Raw genomic sequence first — 14,325 nt, 5'->3', positions numbered from 1 at the left:
AGGGAAGAAGGAGTACGGAGCCCGGTGGCACACCATGCCCCGCGGCCACCGTCGCAGCGGCCGGCAGCGCCCGGCCCGACGACGGCTGGGCCGCGTTCCCGCTGGTACCGCTGCACCACCGCACTCGCCGTCCTGGCCACCGCAGCCGTGATCCTGGCTGGCGGTGCCACGGCGGCACACGCCGACCCGACGGTTGCCGACATCGAGCGCCAGATCGACGAGGACTGGAGCAGACTCGAACCCGTCATCGAACGGCACAACGCCACCCGTCAGGACCTGGCCGCGAAGCGGCGGCAGGCCGACGCCCTGGCCGCCCGGATCGCGCCACTGCAACATCAGGTGGACGAGGCGATGGACCGGGTCGGCGCGCTGGCCGCGCGGGCCTACAAGGGTGAGACGGTTCGGGCCGTCAACACTCTGCTCGGCAGTCGATCGCCCGGCGAGGTCGTCGAGCAGCTCGGCGTGCTCGACCGGTATGCCCACTACCAGCAGCAGGACGTGCGACAGGCCAGCGCACTGCGCGACGAGCTCGCCGCCGCCAAGGCCGAGCTGGACGGCACCATCGCACAGTTGGCTCGTACGGAGGCCGAGCTCGCGGCCAAGCGACGGCACATCGACGCCGAGATCGACCGGCTTCAGCGACTGCGGCTGCGGGCGTACGACAACGGGGGTGGCGGCCCGCTGCGACCGGCCCCCTGCCCGGCGAGCTATCCGGGTGGACCGGCCGGGGAGGCGGTCACCTTCGCCTGCGCCCAGATCGGCAAGCCGTACTCGTGGGGCGCCGAGGGGCCGAACGCGTACGACTGCTCCGGGCTGACGCTGGCCGCGTGGGCCCGAGCCGGCGTGGCGTTGCCGCACAACGCGGCGCGGCAGCGCCAGGTCACCGCGTCGGTCAGCCGGAGCGCGCTGCGCCCAGGGGATCTCGTCTTCTACTACCGGGACCTGCACCACGTCGGCATGTACGTCGGTGGGGGCTGGGTGGTGCATGCCTCCCGGGCGGGTCAGCCGGTGAAGATGAAGCGCCTGGACAGCGGGCCCATCCACAGCTTCGGCCGGCCCGGCTGAGGCGTACCCGGTCCGTCGGCGGGGCCCGGAGCGGGCCCCGCCGTTCGGTCAGCGGGTCGGCCAGGTACGCCAGTTCTGCCACGCGCGGCTCGGTGTCGGGCCGCGCTGGCCCTGGTAGCGCGAGCCGTAGACGGCCGAGCCGTACGGGTGCTCGGCGGGCGAGGAGAGCCGGAAGATGCAGAGCTGGCCGATCTTCATGCCGGGCCAGAGGGTGATCGGCAGGTTGGCCACGTTGGACAGCTCAAGGGTGACGTGGCCGGAGAAGCCGGGGTCGATGAAGCCGGCGGTGGAGTGGGTGAGCAGACCGAGTCGGCCCAGGCTGGATTTGCCCTCCAGCCGGCCGGCGAGCTGGTCGCCGAGTGAGATGACCTCCAGCGTGGAGGCGAGCACGAACTCGCCCGGGTGCAGCACGAAGGGCTCGCCGTCGGGCACCTCGACCGGCGAGGTCAGGTCGTCCTGCCGGGTCGCCGGGTCGATGTGGGTGTAGAGATGGTTGTTGAAGACCCGGAACAGCCTGTCCAGGCGTACGTCGATGCTGGACGGTTGCACCAGGGTGGGCTCGAACGGCTCCAGCGCCAGGGTGCCTGCCTTGATCTCGGAGACCAGGTCGCGGTCGGAGAGCAGCATCGCCACACCATAGCTGTCGGTACGCGTGACCTGCGTGTCGGACTACCTTCCTAGAACATATGTTCGATAGGATGTCGGCATGGCTTCCTGGTCCGAATTCGCCGCTGACGAGCCTCGGCTCGCCGACGGGATCCGCCTTCTCATGCAGCAGTACGGCCCGGGCTTCGGCTACCTGGCCACGGTCCGCGCCGACGGCGGGCCCCGGGTGCACCCGGTCTCCCCGGTGATCACCGATGACGGTCTGTTCTGCTTCGTGGTCGACTCGCCGAAGCGGCGTGATCTGGAACGCGATGGGCGCTACGCCCTGCACTCGTTCCCGCCGGAGGAGAGCGACGACGAGGCGTACGTCGCCGGTCGGGCCCGGCCCGTCACCGACGAGGCCACCCTGGCCCGTCTGGCGCTCGCCTCGCGGGCCGCGCCGCACGCCGATTGGCGACTGTTCGAGTTCACGGTCGACGTGGCGATGCTCTCCCGCCGCGAGCACGTCGGTGCCGGTGAGTTGGCCGGCCAGCCGGCCGTCCAGGTCTGGCTCGACCCGACCGCGGCTACTCCGGAGGTCGTTCGTCGCGCGCCGCGCCCGGCCCGGACGAGTCGACACGCCCGCCGCGCGGCCTGACCGACGCGCCGGTGCCGGCCCCGTCAAACGGGACCGGCACCGGGGGTACGCGTTGATCTGGCCCGCGCTATGCGGCGCGGTAGGTGTTCCAGGCGTTGATCATCCGGGTCGCCTGGCCCGGGGTGAACTGGTACATGCAGGAGTCGTAGGTGTAGTCCATGAAGTTGGTGATCGGGTCGAGGCCCGGGCTGGAGCAGGTGTCCCGGCCGGTCGGGCACTGGTAGGCCGGCGACGCCTCGGCCGGGGTGTCCGCGACCTGGTCGCCCTGGCCGGAGCAGCCGCCCTGGAAGGTGTGGTAGAGGTTCAGCCAGTGGCCCACCTCGTGGGTGCCGGTGTCGCCCTGGTTGTAGTTGGTAGCGGTGCCACCGGGCAGCGACTCGCTCAGCACGACCACGCCGTCCATCACGTTCAGCGAGTTCTGCGGGAAGGTCGCCCAGCCGAGCAAACCGTTGCTCAACTCGCCGAGGTAGATGTTGAGCGTCGCCTTGTTGCCCTGGCGCAGCTGGGTCTTCATCTGCCGCTCGGCCGAGGTGCCCTGCCGGATCGGGTACCACGCCGTGTTGGTGACCCGGTTGATGCTCTGGAGCTGGAAGGCGAAGGCGGTGGCGGCACCACCCGTCGCCCCGCTGAACGACTGGTTGAGCACGTTTATCTGCGACTGGATCATCGAGTCGGGGATGTTCCCGCCGGCCCGGGTGGTGTCCCGCCGGATCACATGCACCACGACCGGGATGGTGACCGACGCCGCGGCGGCCTGGGCGCTCAGCGCGCGCTGCCCGACCCGCTTGGCCCGCTCCTGCAAAAGGTCGGCGAACTCGGCCTCCCGCTGGTGCAGCTGGGCCATGGTCAGCTCGTTCGGGTCATGCTTCACGACCGCGTCGCCACGGACCCGGGCCGCCGTGCCGGTCGGATCCTCACAATGTTCGTCGGCTGCGACGGCGGCAGCCGCCGGGCTCGCGGCCGTCGTGGCGACCGGCAGCAGGCCGACCGTGGCCACGCCGAGCACCAGGGCCAACGAGGTAGATGTGATACCGGCGATGCGCCGGTGCAGCAGGACGGGACGGAGTCCCATAAGCCCACCTCTTTCTGGCGACGCGACCGGGGGTTGTGTCGCGTCGGGCGGAAAACGTGGGGCAGACGTTACAACCCATCGACAGATTTGAGAATAGGAATGTGTTGCGGGCGTGAAACTTCTTGCTGGCCCCGGCAGTCGTCACCACGCCGGGCGGCACCAGGGGGTGCCTGGGTGCACCGGGGCGGTGACTCGGGTAGAGTGGTGCCGCTTGCGGGTGTAGTTCAATGGCAGAACATCAGCTTCCCAAGCTGACAGTGCGGGTTCGATTCCCGTCACCCGCTCCAACGCGCGAAAGCCCTGGTCAGGACGAGAGTCCCAACCAGGGCTTTCGCGTTGTCAGGCGAGCTGAAAACTGCCGCGGGCCATTAGCTCGCCTCGGCAGCCGGCCCATCACCCTCGGCGACACGCCTTGGCTTGCGCTGCGACGTGTATCGGTCGGACACCAGCGACGCTGCCCCATACGATGCGGCGATGGTGATGGATGGGCAGAGTGGGACGTCCGGCGAGCCAGTTGAGTTATGGCGGGCTCGGGAGCACCCGTTGCTCGACTTCGTGACCTGGCTCCTGGTCAGCTTCGCCGGGTTTTGCGGGTTGGCGTGCCTCGCCTTCCTCGTCTGGTACGGGGCGGTGGACTGGCCAGCGCAGGTGGAAGGCACGCTGCAAGCGGCAGTAGAGGTGATGATCGCGTTGTCGCTCGCGGCGGCGCTTGCTTTCACCGGACTGGCATCAGTTGCCGCTTACGTCCGATACCGCCGCAAGGCCTTGCTGATTCTGGCCGGGCTTACGCTTGTGGCATCGTGCGCCACCCCCCTGATCGCTGATCTCTAACCAAGCCGACGTTCAGAGAGATCCACGGCCAAGCACTCTAGCCAGCTCAACGACTGCCATCCGGCCGACCTCACCTGTCTTGCTTCACCCAGGCGTCGGACCAAAAGCGCCCGGGATCATCGATTTGGTCGACGTAGTCGTCGGGCCCGCCGGTTGTGCAGCCAGAGGGCCAGCGCTACCCGGTTGCGGTACGCCACGATGCCAGCGATCAGGACGCTGATGAGGGTCGTCCAGAACCAGAATCGGAGGCCCACTCCGAGGGGCGGGCTCGCGGAGCGGGTGCGCCCGCTCTGGATCACTTCGTCGGCGACGTCGATCGCGACGATGTCCGATGGGGCGGTGAGCAGGGTGGTCGGTGACTCCGCGCCCGGATCGAGGGCCAGCACCCGGACGGTGCCGACGTTGCCGTACCCCAGCCGCGAATCCATGGCGAGGGGCCTGTCGAAGGCGGTCGGCGTCTCGGGTGCGGGTTGGTAGGCGACGACTCGCGCGGAACCCGCAGCCCATCCCAGCAGGCGGATGGCGGTCACCCCGGTGACGGCCGGCATATCCATCGCGCCGAGGTCGCGGCCGGTGGCCGGGTCGACCCGCCGAAGGCTCCAGCTGTCGCCGTCGCGTTGAGCGACCGTCAATGCCTGGCCGTCGGTGCTCCAGGCCCCCTTACCGGCCAACTCCGTGTCGGGCGGAAGGGTGAACGAGGAGAGCCGCCGTCCGTCCAGGTCGGTGACGGCGACCGTCCGGTCGATCTGGAACGCGAGTCGGGCACCGTCCGGCGCGAACGCGACCGGAGATATGGAAGCTTCGTACTCGTCCGCGAGTCGGGTCCGGCGGTCGCCGTCCAGCCAGACCAGGCTCAGCACGGTCCGGTAGGCGCTGCCCTGCGGGTTGGCCCGCACGGTGTCCCGGACGACCAGCGCCCGGCCATCCGGCGACCAGGCCGCCGGCCCGGTCCCCAGGGTGTCGGAGACCTCGCTGGTCACAGTGCGACTGCCGGTGGTGGTCAAGTCGACAATCTGCACTTCGGACGAGCCGAAGGCGACCCGGTGGCCGTCGGGGGACAACAGCGTGTCCTCGCCGGCGAGGGTCCCAATTCCGCCCTTGATGATCCGGTAGCGGTCGGAATCCGCGCCGACCACCGCGATGATGCGACCATCCTCGCCCCACATCAGGCCCGGAGCCTGACCGGTGAAGATCACCGAGGCGGGACCGAGTCGCGGCCGATCGGTGGCGTGCAGGCTGCCGAACGGCGGCACGTCGATCCGGTCGGGCAGCGCGGCCTCCGCGCCGGCCGCCGGGTCGACGGCGGGGGTACCCGCCAGCGGTGGCAGCGCCACCGCGACCAGCGCGACCAGCACCAGCGCCGTCCCGGCCGCGATGGTGGTGCGCCGGCGGTGCCGGCGGGCAGTGGCGAGCGCCTGCTCGTAGACCGGGTACGCGGGTGTGTCGGCCGCGACGTCGTGCAGCACTTCGCGAAGTCGGGCGGTCATCGCGTACTCCTCTCCGCCGGTTCCTGGACCAGGTCGGGGGCGACGGCGCGCAGCCGGCGAATCGCGTCGTGGCTGTGCCGTTTGACCGTGCCGACCGAGCAACCGAGCACACCGGCGACCTGGGCCTCGGTCAGGTCCTCGTAGTACCGCAGCACGACCACGGCGCGCTGACGTGGGGTGAGCTGACGCAGCGCGGCCACCACGCTGATCCGTAGCGCGGTCACGTCGGAGTGGTCGGCACCGGGGCGGTCGGTGGGCTGCGACTCCAACCGTTCGGCGAGCCATCGCCGGCGCCACCAGGAGACCTGTGGTACATGACCCGCCGCACGTACGCCTCGGGGTCGCCGTCGTGGATCCGCCGCCAGTGCCGGTACGTCCGGGCCAGAGCGGTTTGCAGCAGATCCTCGGCGAGCTGATGATCACCGGTGAGCAGGTAGGCCGTCCGGGACAGCGCCGGCGAGCGCTGCACCACGAACTCGTGGAACGTCTCGGTCATGCCACCCCTCGCCTGGTAGAACGCCTCCCCGAGCCGGGATGGTTGAGGCCGGGCACGATCGCAACGCGCCGACTCCAGCAGCGTGGGCTACGACGAGCCCGCCGCCGAGCTGCTGATGCGCCGCACGCTGGAGTTCCTCGCCCGCCTCGACTGAGTCCGCGTGCCCTGGTCCCCGTACGCTGGCGATCATGCGGATTGGCATCGTGATCCTGCCCGACCAGCGCTGGTCGGTGGCGCAGCACCGGTGGCGGCAGGCCGACGAGTGGGGCTTCGACCACGCCTGGACGTACGACCATCTGGGCTGGCGGGACCTGGTGGACGGCCCCTGGTTCGATTCGATGACCACGCTGACCGCCGCCGCGACCGTGACCTCCCGGATCCGGCTGGGCACCCTGGTCGCGTCCCCGAACTTCCGGCATCCGGCGGCCTTCGCCCGGCAGGTGACCGCGCTCGACGACGTGGCCGGCGGGCGGGTGCTGCTCGGGGTCGGCGCGGGCGGCATCGGCTTCGACTCGGCCGTGCTCGGTGGCGAGACCCTGCCGCCGCGGCAGCGGGTGGACCGGTTCGCCGAGTTCATCGAGCTGCTCGACGCGATCCTGTTGAAGGACGGGACGACCTGGCGGGGTGACTGGTTCGCGACGGTGGACGCCCGGAACAACCCGGGTTGCGTCCAGGCGCCCCGGGTGCCGTTCGTGGTGGCCGCCAACGGCCCCCGTTCGATGCGACTCGCCGCCCGGTTCGGGCAGGGCTGGGTGACCACCGGCCCCGGTGAGGACGATCTGGCGGCCTGGTGGGCCGGGGTTGCCGAGATGGTGAGCCGACTCGACTCGACGCTGGTCGCCGAGGGGCGCGATCCCGCCAGCCTGGATCGCTACCTTTCGTTGGACTCGGCGCCCGTCTTCTCGCTGAGCAGCGCGCAGTTCTTCGCCGACCAGGTCGGGCGTGCGGCGGAGCTGGGCTTCACCGACGTGATCACGCACTGGCCCCGGGAGAGCAGCTGGTACGCCGGCGACGAGGTGGTCCTGGTGGACGTGGCCACCCGCCTGCTGCCGGGGCTGCGCGCCTGAGCGGGAGCCCTGGTCGAGCGCAAGCCCGGGTCACGCCGGCGGCGGCTGTTAACAAGGGGCCCTTCCTCTACCGGAGGCGTTAACAAGGGCACCCTCCTTGCCGCCGCGATCGGCTTGTGGGCGGTACGGTCGGTGGTCGACGACAAGGAGACGTCCATGGCGGACAGACGTGCGGTGCTCATCCCGGGACGCGGCTACGACACGCGTTACCCCCTCTTTCTCTATTTGGGAGAGGCGCTGCGCCGGGCTGGCTTCGGGCTGCACGGGATCTCCTGGCAGGTGCCGGACGACTTCGACGTGGACACCATCGGCAGGTGGGTGTGCGATCAGGTCGCGCCGACCCTGACCGAGCGCACCGACCTGCTGGTCGGCAAGTCGCTCGGCACACTGGCCGCACCGCTCGCTGCCGCCCGGGGACTGCCCGCCGTCTGGCTCACCCCGTTGCTGCACCGCGGCGAGGTGGTCGACGCGCTGCGCCGGGCCACCGCCCCGTTCATCCTGGTCGGCGGGGGTGCCGATTCGTCCTGGGACGGCGCGGTCGCCCGGCGGCTGACCCCGCACGTGCTGGAGATTCCGGCCGCCGATCACGCGCTGATGGTGCCCGGACCGTTGGCCCGCTCCGCCGAGGCGCTCGGCCGGGTCTGCACGGTGGTCGAGGACTTCGTCCGCTGATCCGGCGCTGCCGCTCAGCGTAGGTGTTAATAGGGGGCCCTTCCTCTACCGGAGGCGTTAATAAGGGGCCCTTCCTTTCAGCTGGGCAGGTCGGTGCTGGTTAGGAGGCCGTGGATGCGTAGCTCGTGCGCGGTTGCCGGCGGGCAGTCGAGCATCACGGCGGAGGTACCCAGCGGCTCGGCGCCCCGGGCTGCGCAGATGTCGTAGAGGGCGCGTACCTGGGCGGCGGTGGCGACCCAGTCGTCCACCACCAGCACCCGGTCGCCGGGGCCGAGGTGCCGGTCGCGGACGGCCAGGTCGACGCGCCGGCCGCGGAAGTCGGGCGGGCTCTGCGCCCAGGTCAGCGGCCCGGCGGGCAGGCGCCCGTCGCCCGGCTTGTGCGCCGCCACGAATCCCACGCCGAGCGCTGTGGCCGCCAGCGGGCCGAGCAGCAGGCCGGTGACCGCCGGGGAGACGACCACCGTGGGCCGGGCCGACCGGAACGGTGCGACCAGCGCGGGGCCCAGCTCGGCGAGGATCGCCGGGTCACGCCACCAGCCGGAGATGTCGCTGACCAGGTGGCTCGCGCCGGGGCCGGGGTCGACCCAGCGGAACAGCTCGACGAGGCGTTTCCTCAGCTCAGCGGCCATGCCACCATCCTGCGTCAGCACCACGGCGAGCACCGGCCCGCCTGGCCGATCACGGATCGGATGATCGGCTGCACGTATCGCCGTAATTACGGGCAAATCAACATGATCACGTTGACTTCCGAAGTGCTTCTCTCGTTATGGTCCGACCCGATTTGATCCGCTGAGGAAAGGACCGGGCCGGTGGCTGGTAGGCACTCCCGTACCCGCAGGATCACCTCGCCGGCCGGTCTCGCGGCCAGCGCCGTGGTGGCCGTGACCCTCGCCGTCGGGGGAACCGTCGGCGCCGTACGCCTGACCGCCGGGTCGGAGCCGGTCCGGCCGGCCGCGATCGACCTCTCGCCGACCCTCGAACCGGATGACCTGGCGACTGGCTTGCCGACCACGCCGCCGAGCGCGAGCGCCAGCGGCTCGCCGAGCGCGACGGCGAGCCCGACGCCCAGCCGCACCGCGCAGGCGCCGTCGCGGAGCAAGCCGCGTACGGCGAGCCCTTCGCCGACGCCCACGGTGAAGAAGACGACGGCTCGCCCGGTTGTCGACACCGGCTCGTGTGGCGCCTCCTTCTACTGGGAGGGCCAGATGACCGCCAACGGCGAGACGTTCAATCCGGAGGCGCTGACGGCCGCCCACAAGACGCTGCCCTTCGACACCAGGGTCCGGGTGACCAACCCGGCCAACGGCAAGTCGATCACCGTCCGGATCAACGACCGGGGCCCGTTCATCGACGGACGTTGCCTGGACCTGTCCCGGGCCGCGTTCGCCGAGATCGCCTCGCTCGACCTCGGGCACATCGAGGTCCGCTACGAGGTGCTCGGCTGAGCCGGGTACCGCACGGCGATCGGCTCCGGGCCGCGATCCGCGCGGTCAGATCCATCTCGTACGACGGGTCAGGCCCATTCTTTCGTTCACCTCCATCGGGCATGCTGTCGGATGTACGCACGCAACTCCTCCAGCCGGGCCGCGGCCCGCTGAGCCCCGGATCCCGCGCCGGCCTCGGCGCGGCTCTCGTCCTGCTCGTGATCGTCTCGGCGGTCGAACTGGCGGACGGCCGCGAGGCGAACTACATCGCGCTGATGGTGGCTGCCCCCTTCCTGGCTGCGGCGCTGGCGTCCTGGCGGATCGTGCTCGGCGTCGGCGCTGCCGCGTCCATGCTCGGGGCGGCCTTCGCCCTGGCCGAGCGGACCGCGTCGCTCTCCACCGCGGTCGCCGTGGCCGGCATCGCGCTGGGTACCGGCATCGCGGCGGCGGTGGCGTCGGTACGGGAACGGCAGGCCGAGCGGATCGCCGAGCTGTCGAAGCTGGCGGCGGTCGCCCAGCAGGCGGTGCTGCGCCCGCTCGGTCCCCAGGTGGGCGCGCTGTCGGTGGCCGGCCGGTACATCTCCTCGACCGCCACCGCGGAGATCGGCGGCGACCTGTACGAGGCGATCGACACTCCGTACGGCGTACGCATGATCATCGGTGACGTACGCGGCAAGGGGCTGGAAGCGGTCCGGCTGGCGAGCATCGTGCTGGGCTCGTACCGGCACGTCGCCTACGAGCGGGCCGACCTGCGGGCCGTGGTGGCCGACCTGGACCGGGCGGTGGCCCGGAACGTCGGCGACGAGGACTTCGTCACCGCGGCGCTGGTGGAGGAGCGGGGTGGCACCCTCACCATCGTCAACTGTGGACACCCGGCGCCGCTCCTGCTGCGCCACGGCGCGGTCATCCCGCTGGAACCACCGGCCCCGGCGCCGCCGCTGGGCTTCATGCCGGTGGTCCGGCCGCGGGTGGAGCGGCTGGAGCCGGGCGACCGACTGCTGCTGTTCACCGATGGGCTGGGCGAGGCGCGCCGGGACGGCGAGTTCTTCCCCACCGCCGACCGCGCGTGGCGGCTGCTCGGGCACGGCACAGTCGCCGACGGCCTGGCCTCCCTGGAGACCGCGCTGGTCGAGTGGGTGCACGGCCGGCTCGACGACGACATCGCGCTGGTGCTGATGGAGTACACCGGTTCGCCGAGTGGCGCGACGGCGGCGGTGCCGAGCTGGGAGGTCGGCGCGGCCGAGAGCTGATCCGGGCCCGACTGACGACGCCTGGCCGGAACCTGAACCACAGGTGTGTAATCGCTGTCACTTCGGCGGCTGGCTTGTCGCTGCCTACCCGCGAGTAATACAGTCGGGGTTACTGATCGGTAACACCTGTCCGGAAGCGGGGCCAGCCACATGACCCACTACAAGAGCAACCTTCGGGACCTCGAATTCAACCTGTTCGAGGTGTTCGGGGCGGACCGGGCGTTCGGCCAGGAGCCGTACTCCGACCTCGACGTCGACACCGCGCGCAGCTTCCTCGCCGAGGTCGACCGCCTGGCCCGGGAGGACCTGGCCGCCAGCTACCAGGACAGCGACCGCAACCCACCGGTCTTCGACCCGGCCACGCACACCGCGCCGCTGCCGGAGTCGTTCAAGAAGTCGTACCAGGCGTTCATGGAGTCCGAGTTCTGGCGCCTGGACCTCCCCCCGGAGCTGGACGGCACCAACGCCCCGCGGGCGCTGTGGTGGGCGCTCGCCGAGCTGGTGCTCGGCTCGAACGCCCCGGTCTGGATGTACGCCTCCGGCCCGTCCTTCGCGCACGTGCTGCACGTCGAGGGCACCGAGCAGCAGAAGAAGTGGGCCAAGCTCTTCATCGACAAGCAGTGGGGCTCGACGATGGTGCTGACCGAGCCGGACGCCGGCTCGGACGTGGGTGCCGGCCGTACCCGGGCCATCCAGCAGCCGGACGGCTCCTGGCACATCGAGGGCGTCAAGCGCTTCATCACGTCCGGTGAGCACGACCTGACCGACAACATCGTCCACTACGTGCTGGCCCGCCCGGTCGGTGTGGAGGGCGTCGGCGGTCCGGGCACCAAGGGTCTGTCGCTGTTCGTCGTCCCGAAGTACCACTTCGACAAGAACACCGGCGAGCTGGGCGAGCGCAACGGCGTCTTCGCCACCAACGTCGAGCACAAGATGGGCCTGAAGGTCTCCAACACCTGCGAGGTGACCTTCGGCGAGCACGGCGTGCCGGCCAAGGGCTGGCTGCTGGGTGAGAAGCACGACGGCATCCGGCAGATGTTCATGATCATCGAGTACGCCCGGATGATGGTCGGCACCAAGGCGATCGCCACCCTCTCCACCGGCTACCTGAACGCGCTGGAGTACGCCAGGAACCGGGTACAGGGCGCCGACCTGACCCAGACGGCGGACAAGAGCGCCCCCCGGGTGACCATCACCCACCACCCCGACGTGCGCCGCTCGCTGCTGCTCCAGAAGTCGTACGCCGAGGGCCTGCGGGCGCTGGTCTGCTACACCGCCTCCTGGCAGGACCGGGTCGCCATCGCCGAGGCGGCCGGCGACGAGAAGGCCACCAAGCTGGCCAAGCGGGTCAACGACCTGCTGCTCCCGCTGGTGAAGGGCGTCGGTTCGGAGCGGGCGTACGAACTGCTCGGGCACGAGTCGCTACAGACCTTCGGCGGCTCCGGCTTCCTCCAGGACTACCCGCTGGAGCAGTACGTCCGGGACGCCAAGATCGACACGCTGTACGAGGGCACCACGGCTATCCAGAGCCTCGACCTGATCTTTCGGAAGATCGTCCGGGACAACGGCAAGGCCCTGATGGCGGTGGCCGGTGAGATCCAGGAGTTCATCACCACCGAGGCCGGCAACGGCCAGCTCAAGGAGGAGCGTCAGGCGCTCGGCAAGGCGCTCGCCGAGATCCAGACCATCCTCGGCGTGATGACCGGCTGGCTGGGCGAGGTACAGGGCGGCGACGACCGGGCCCTCTACAAGGTCGGGCTGGGCAGCCGGCGGTTCCTGCTCGCGCTCGGCGACCTGGTCGTCGGCTGGCTGTTGCAGCGGCAGGCCGACGTGGCGCTGACGGCGCTGGCCGGCGAGGTCTCGGCCGCGGACAAGGCGTTCTACACCGGGAAGGTGGCTGCCGCCCGGTTCTTTGCCCGCGAGGTGCTGCCGCGTATCGGTGCCGACCGGCGGATCATCGAGGGCACCGATCTGGACATCATGGACCTCCCGGAGGAGGCGTTCTGAGTCGAGCGGGGGTCCGGCAGCCGGCGGGCACGAGTCCGCCGGCTGCTGCGGTTTGAGAAGCCTGAGTGGTTTGGGCCACCTACCTGAGCTTCGTCCGCCTCTGCCCCTGGCGAGAGACGTGCCGAGGCGTTCGCCAGCCGATGGTGCGGGTAACCCCCGGGCGGCCGGGTAACCGGACAATTCAGAGGACGCCCAGAAGCAACCGCACGGGGGAGTGCCGCGCACATGGGCATTGGTAGTGGAATCTTCCTGATCGCGATCGGCGCGATTCTGACCTTCGCCCTCCGGGCCAACGTCTGGTGGGTCGACCTGCGCGCGGTCGGCTGGGTCTTCATCCTGGCCGGACTGGCCGTCTTGCTTACCACGCTCTGGTTCTGGCAGGACCGCCGCAAGCGGGCCCGGACCCTGATCGTGGAGGAGAACCGGCTGTCCCATCCGACGGCGATGATGCCGCCACCTCCCGACCCGCCACCGCCGACCGCCCCGCCGAGCTGAGGCATCAGACGCGGCTGAGCCAGCGAGCCACCGATGGGTGGCAGCTGGTTCAGCCGCGGTGGCGGTTTCAGCCGCGCGCGGTGTGCCGAGCGCTGATCACGGCCGTGCCCCGAGCCAGTTCGGCCCACGGGACGGCCGGCCGGTGCACCACCAGGTCGGTCGTGCGCAGCCCTTCCGGATCGGCGTGCGGCGGGTCGAGCATTTCGGACAGTAGGGAGATGCCGGGGTTGTGGGCGATCAGCAGGACCGTGGTCGCGGTCGGCTCGACCCGCCGGACCAGCGTCAGCAGATCCTCCGGATGCGCCTCGTACGCATCCGGCTCGTAGCGGACGATCGGCAACGGCCCGGCCGGGCCGCCCTCGGGCGGTGACCCCGTCATCCCCATCTCCACGTTGTGCCAGGTCTGCCGGGTCCGCAGCGCCGCCGAGCAGAGCACCACGTCCGGCAGTAGCCCGTGCCGGGCCAGCCAGAAGCCGGCCGCGGCGGCGTCGGCGCGCCCACGGGTGGCCAGCGGACGCTCCACGTCGGGGCCGTCCGTTGGCTGTTCGGCCTTGGCGTGCCGCAGCAGCACGAGCATCCGTTCATCCACCGGGGCGTCCGTCATGTCTCCAGCTTGCCCGATTGGCGATCTCCGTGCCGGGGTAAGTCCGTCCGTGCCGCAACCTCACCCATGGCCGCGGCCGAGTGGAATGCCAGCGTCAGAGCCGAGGAGACGACGAGATGGGCATCGGTGGCAGTATCTTCCTGATCGCGCTGGGCGCGATCTTCACGTTCGCCGTGGAGGCGGACCTTGGCTGGCTCAACCTGAGCGTCGTCGGCTGGGTGCTGATGCTCGCCGGGGTGGCCGGCCTGATCGTGACTCTCCACTTCTGGAGCTCGCGCCGGCGCGCGGTCGTCACCCCGGTCCGCGAGGAGCGGGTGGTCGCCGACCGCGCCGTACCGGTCCAGGACGACCGGGTGGTGCAGGAGTACCGCGAGGTGCGCCGGCCCGGCCGGACGATCTGACCTCCCGACCGGGACCCGGCAGGGGTGGTGGGCACTGCCCGTCACCCCTGCTGGCGTCAGGCGAACAGCGCGAAGTAGATGGCGATGTGGTGGCAGATCGCCGCGACCAGCGTGCAGGCGTGGAAGAACTCGTGATGCCCGAAGACGGTCGGCCACGGATTGGGCCGGCGAAGTGCGTAGAAGACCGCCCCGACGGTGTAGATCGCCCCGC

General features: G+C 70.6%; 16 protein-coding genes, 1 tRNA gene and 1 pseudogene. 11 read left to right on the top strand and 7 right to left on the bottom strand.

Features of this window, described 5'->3' with window-relative positions:
- The coding region (locus AB0M52_RS18160; protein ID WP_363954658.1) for an NlpC/P60 family protein at positions 1–1,065 on the top strand (1,065 nt) is incomplete at its 5' end.
- Positions 1,066–1,113: 48 nt separating this feature from the next.
- On the opposite strand, the gene dcd is transcribed toward AB0M52_RS18160, so the two are convergent.
- Positions 1,114–1,692 carry a dCTP deaminase gene (gene dcd / locus AB0M52_RS18155; RefSeq protein WP_363954655.1) on the bottom strand — a complete coding sequence of 193 codons (579 nt, stop codon included), beginning with the start codon at positions 1,690–1,692 and terminating at the stop codon, positions 1,114–1,116.
- 79 nt (positions 1,693–1,771) lie between these two features.
- Between dcd and AB0M52_RS18150 the strand changes: the two genes are divergently transcribed.
- Entirely contained in the window at positions 1,772–2,308 is a 537-nt protein-coding gene (locus tag AB0M52_RS18150) for a pyridoxamine 5'-phosphate oxidase family protein (protein WP_363954652.1), read from the top strand.
- Between the two features lie 67 nt (positions 2,309–2,375).
- Here AB0M52_RS18150 and AB0M52_RS18145 read toward each other — a convergent pair whose 3' ends face one another.
- A complete protein-coding gene (locus AB0M52_RS18145) occupies positions 2,376–3,380 on the bottom strand; it encodes a zinc metalloprotease (protein ID WP_363954649.1) in 1,005 nt (334 codons plus the stop codon).
- Between the two features lie 213 nt (positions 3,381–3,593).
- On the opposite strand from AB0M52_RS18145, the gene AB0M52_RS18140 reads away from it, so the two are divergent.
- Together AB0M52_RS18140 and AB0M52_RS18135 are read left to right on the top strand one after the other, a co-directional pair.
- Positions 3,594–3,667, top strand: a tRNA-Gly gene (locus AB0M52_RS18140).
- Positions 3,668–3,923: 256 nt separating this feature from the next.
- A complete protein-coding gene (locus AB0M52_RS18135; RefSeq protein ID WP_363954646.1) occupies positions 3,924–4,211 on the top strand; it encodes a hypothetical protein in 288 nt (95 codons plus the stop codon).
- A 116-nt stretch (positions 4,212–4,327) separates the two neighbouring features.
- Here the strand turns inward: AB0M52_RS18135 and AB0M52_RS18130 are convergent, their stop codons facing one another.
- Positions 4,328–5,698, bottom strand: coding sequence for a hypothetical protein (locus AB0M52_RS18130; protein WP_363954643.1), 1,371 nt, complete (start codon positions 5,696–5,698; stop codon positions 4,328–4,330).
- A pseudogene (locus tag AB0M52_RS18125) lies at positions 5,695–6,194 on the bottom strand (SigE family RNA polymerase sigma factor). The gene AB0M52_RS18130 and the pseudogene AB0M52_RS18125 overlap by 4 nt, the downstream one beginning before the upstream one ends.
- Before the next feature lie 188 nt (positions 6,195–6,382).
- Here AB0M52_RS18125 and AB0M52_RS18120 point away from each other — a divergent pair.
- Both AB0M52_RS18120 and AB0M52_RS18115 read left to right on the top strand, forming a co-directional pair.
- Positions 6,383–7,261: an LLM class flavin-dependent oxidoreductase gene (locus tag AB0M52_RS18120; protein ID WP_363954640.1), complete on the top strand. Its 879-nt coding sequence runs from the start codon at positions 6,383–6,385 to the stop codon at positions 7,259–7,261.
- A gap of 156 nt (positions 7,262–7,417) precedes the next feature.
- On the top strand, positions 7,418–7,933 hold the full coding sequence (locus tag AB0M52_RS18115; RefSeq protein WP_363954638.1) for an alpha/beta hydrolase: 516 nt from the start codon (positions 7,418–7,420) through the stop codon (positions 7,931–7,933).
- A gap of 77 nt (positions 7,934–8,010) precedes the next feature.
- Here AB0M52_RS18115 and AB0M52_RS18110 read toward each other — a convergent pair whose 3' ends face one another.
- Positions 8,011–8,562, bottom strand: a complete 552-nt coding sequence (locus tag AB0M52_RS18110; RefSeq protein WP_363954635.1) for a phosphoribosyltransferase — start codon at positions 8,560–8,562, stop codon at positions 8,011–8,013.
- Between the two features lie 180 nt (positions 8,563–8,742).
- Between AB0M52_RS18110 and AB0M52_RS18105 the strand changes: the two genes are divergently transcribed.
- The 4 genes from AB0M52_RS18105 to AB0M52_RS18090 all read left to right on the top strand — a co-directional run bounded on the left by AB0M52_RS18105 (position 8,743) and on the right by AB0M52_RS18090 (position 13,109).
- Positions 8,743–9,378, top strand: a complete 636-nt coding sequence (locus tag AB0M52_RS18105) for a septal ring lytic transglycosylase RlpA family protein (protein WP_363954632.1) — start codon at positions 8,743–8,745, stop codon at positions 9,376–9,378.
- 101 nt (positions 9,379–9,479) lie between these two features.
- Positions 9,480–10,607 (top strand): PP2C family protein-serine/threonine phosphatase, encoded by a 1,128-nt coding sequence (locus AB0M52_RS18100; RefSeq protein ID WP_363954629.1) that lies wholly within the window; start codon positions 9,480–9,482, stop codon positions 10,605–10,607.
- Positions 10,608–10,757: 150 nt separating this feature from the next.
- A complete protein-coding gene (locus AB0M52_RS18095) occupies positions 10,758–12,614 on the top strand; it encodes an acyl-CoA dehydrogenase (RefSeq protein WP_363954626.1) in 1,857 nt (618 codons plus the stop codon).
- Between the two features lie 225 nt (positions 12,615–12,839).
- The gene (locus AB0M52_RS18090; RefSeq protein WP_111212693.1) at positions 12,840–13,109 is read left to right on the top strand and encodes a DUF6458 family protein; all 270 of its coding nucleotides are present in this window, start codon (positions 12,840–12,842) and stop codon (positions 13,107–13,109) included.
- A gap of 67 nt (positions 13,110–13,176) precedes the next feature.
- On the opposite strand, the gene AB0M52_RS18085 is transcribed toward AB0M52_RS18090, so the two are convergent.
- A complete protein-coding gene (locus AB0M52_RS18085; protein ID WP_363954622.1) occupies positions 13,177–13,713 on the bottom strand; it encodes a histidine phosphatase family protein in 537 nt (178 codons plus the stop codon).
- Between the two features lie 116 nt (positions 13,714–13,829).
- Between AB0M52_RS18085 and AB0M52_RS18080 the strand changes: the two genes are divergently transcribed.
- On the top strand, positions 13,830–14,114 hold the full coding sequence (locus AB0M52_RS18080) for a DUF6458 family protein (protein ID WP_363954619.1): 285 nt from the start codon (positions 13,830–13,832) through the stop codon (positions 14,112–14,114).
- Between the two features lie 56 nt (positions 14,115–14,170).
- On the opposite strand, the gene AB0M52_RS18075 is transcribed toward AB0M52_RS18080, so the two are convergent.
- The coding region (locus AB0M52_RS18075) for a hemolysin III family protein (RefSeq protein ID WP_363954661.1) at positions 14,171–14,325 on the bottom strand (155 nt) is incomplete at its 5' end.

Origin of the sequence: Micromonospora sp. NPDC051296 (assembly GCF_040682255.1) — a bacterium.
GTDB lineage: Bacteria > Actinomycetota > Actinomycetes > Mycobacteriales > Micromonosporaceae > Micromonospora > Micromonospora craterilacus.
Note: the sequence above shows the minus strand (reverse complement) of the source record. Positions and strands in the feature narration are given on the sequence as shown.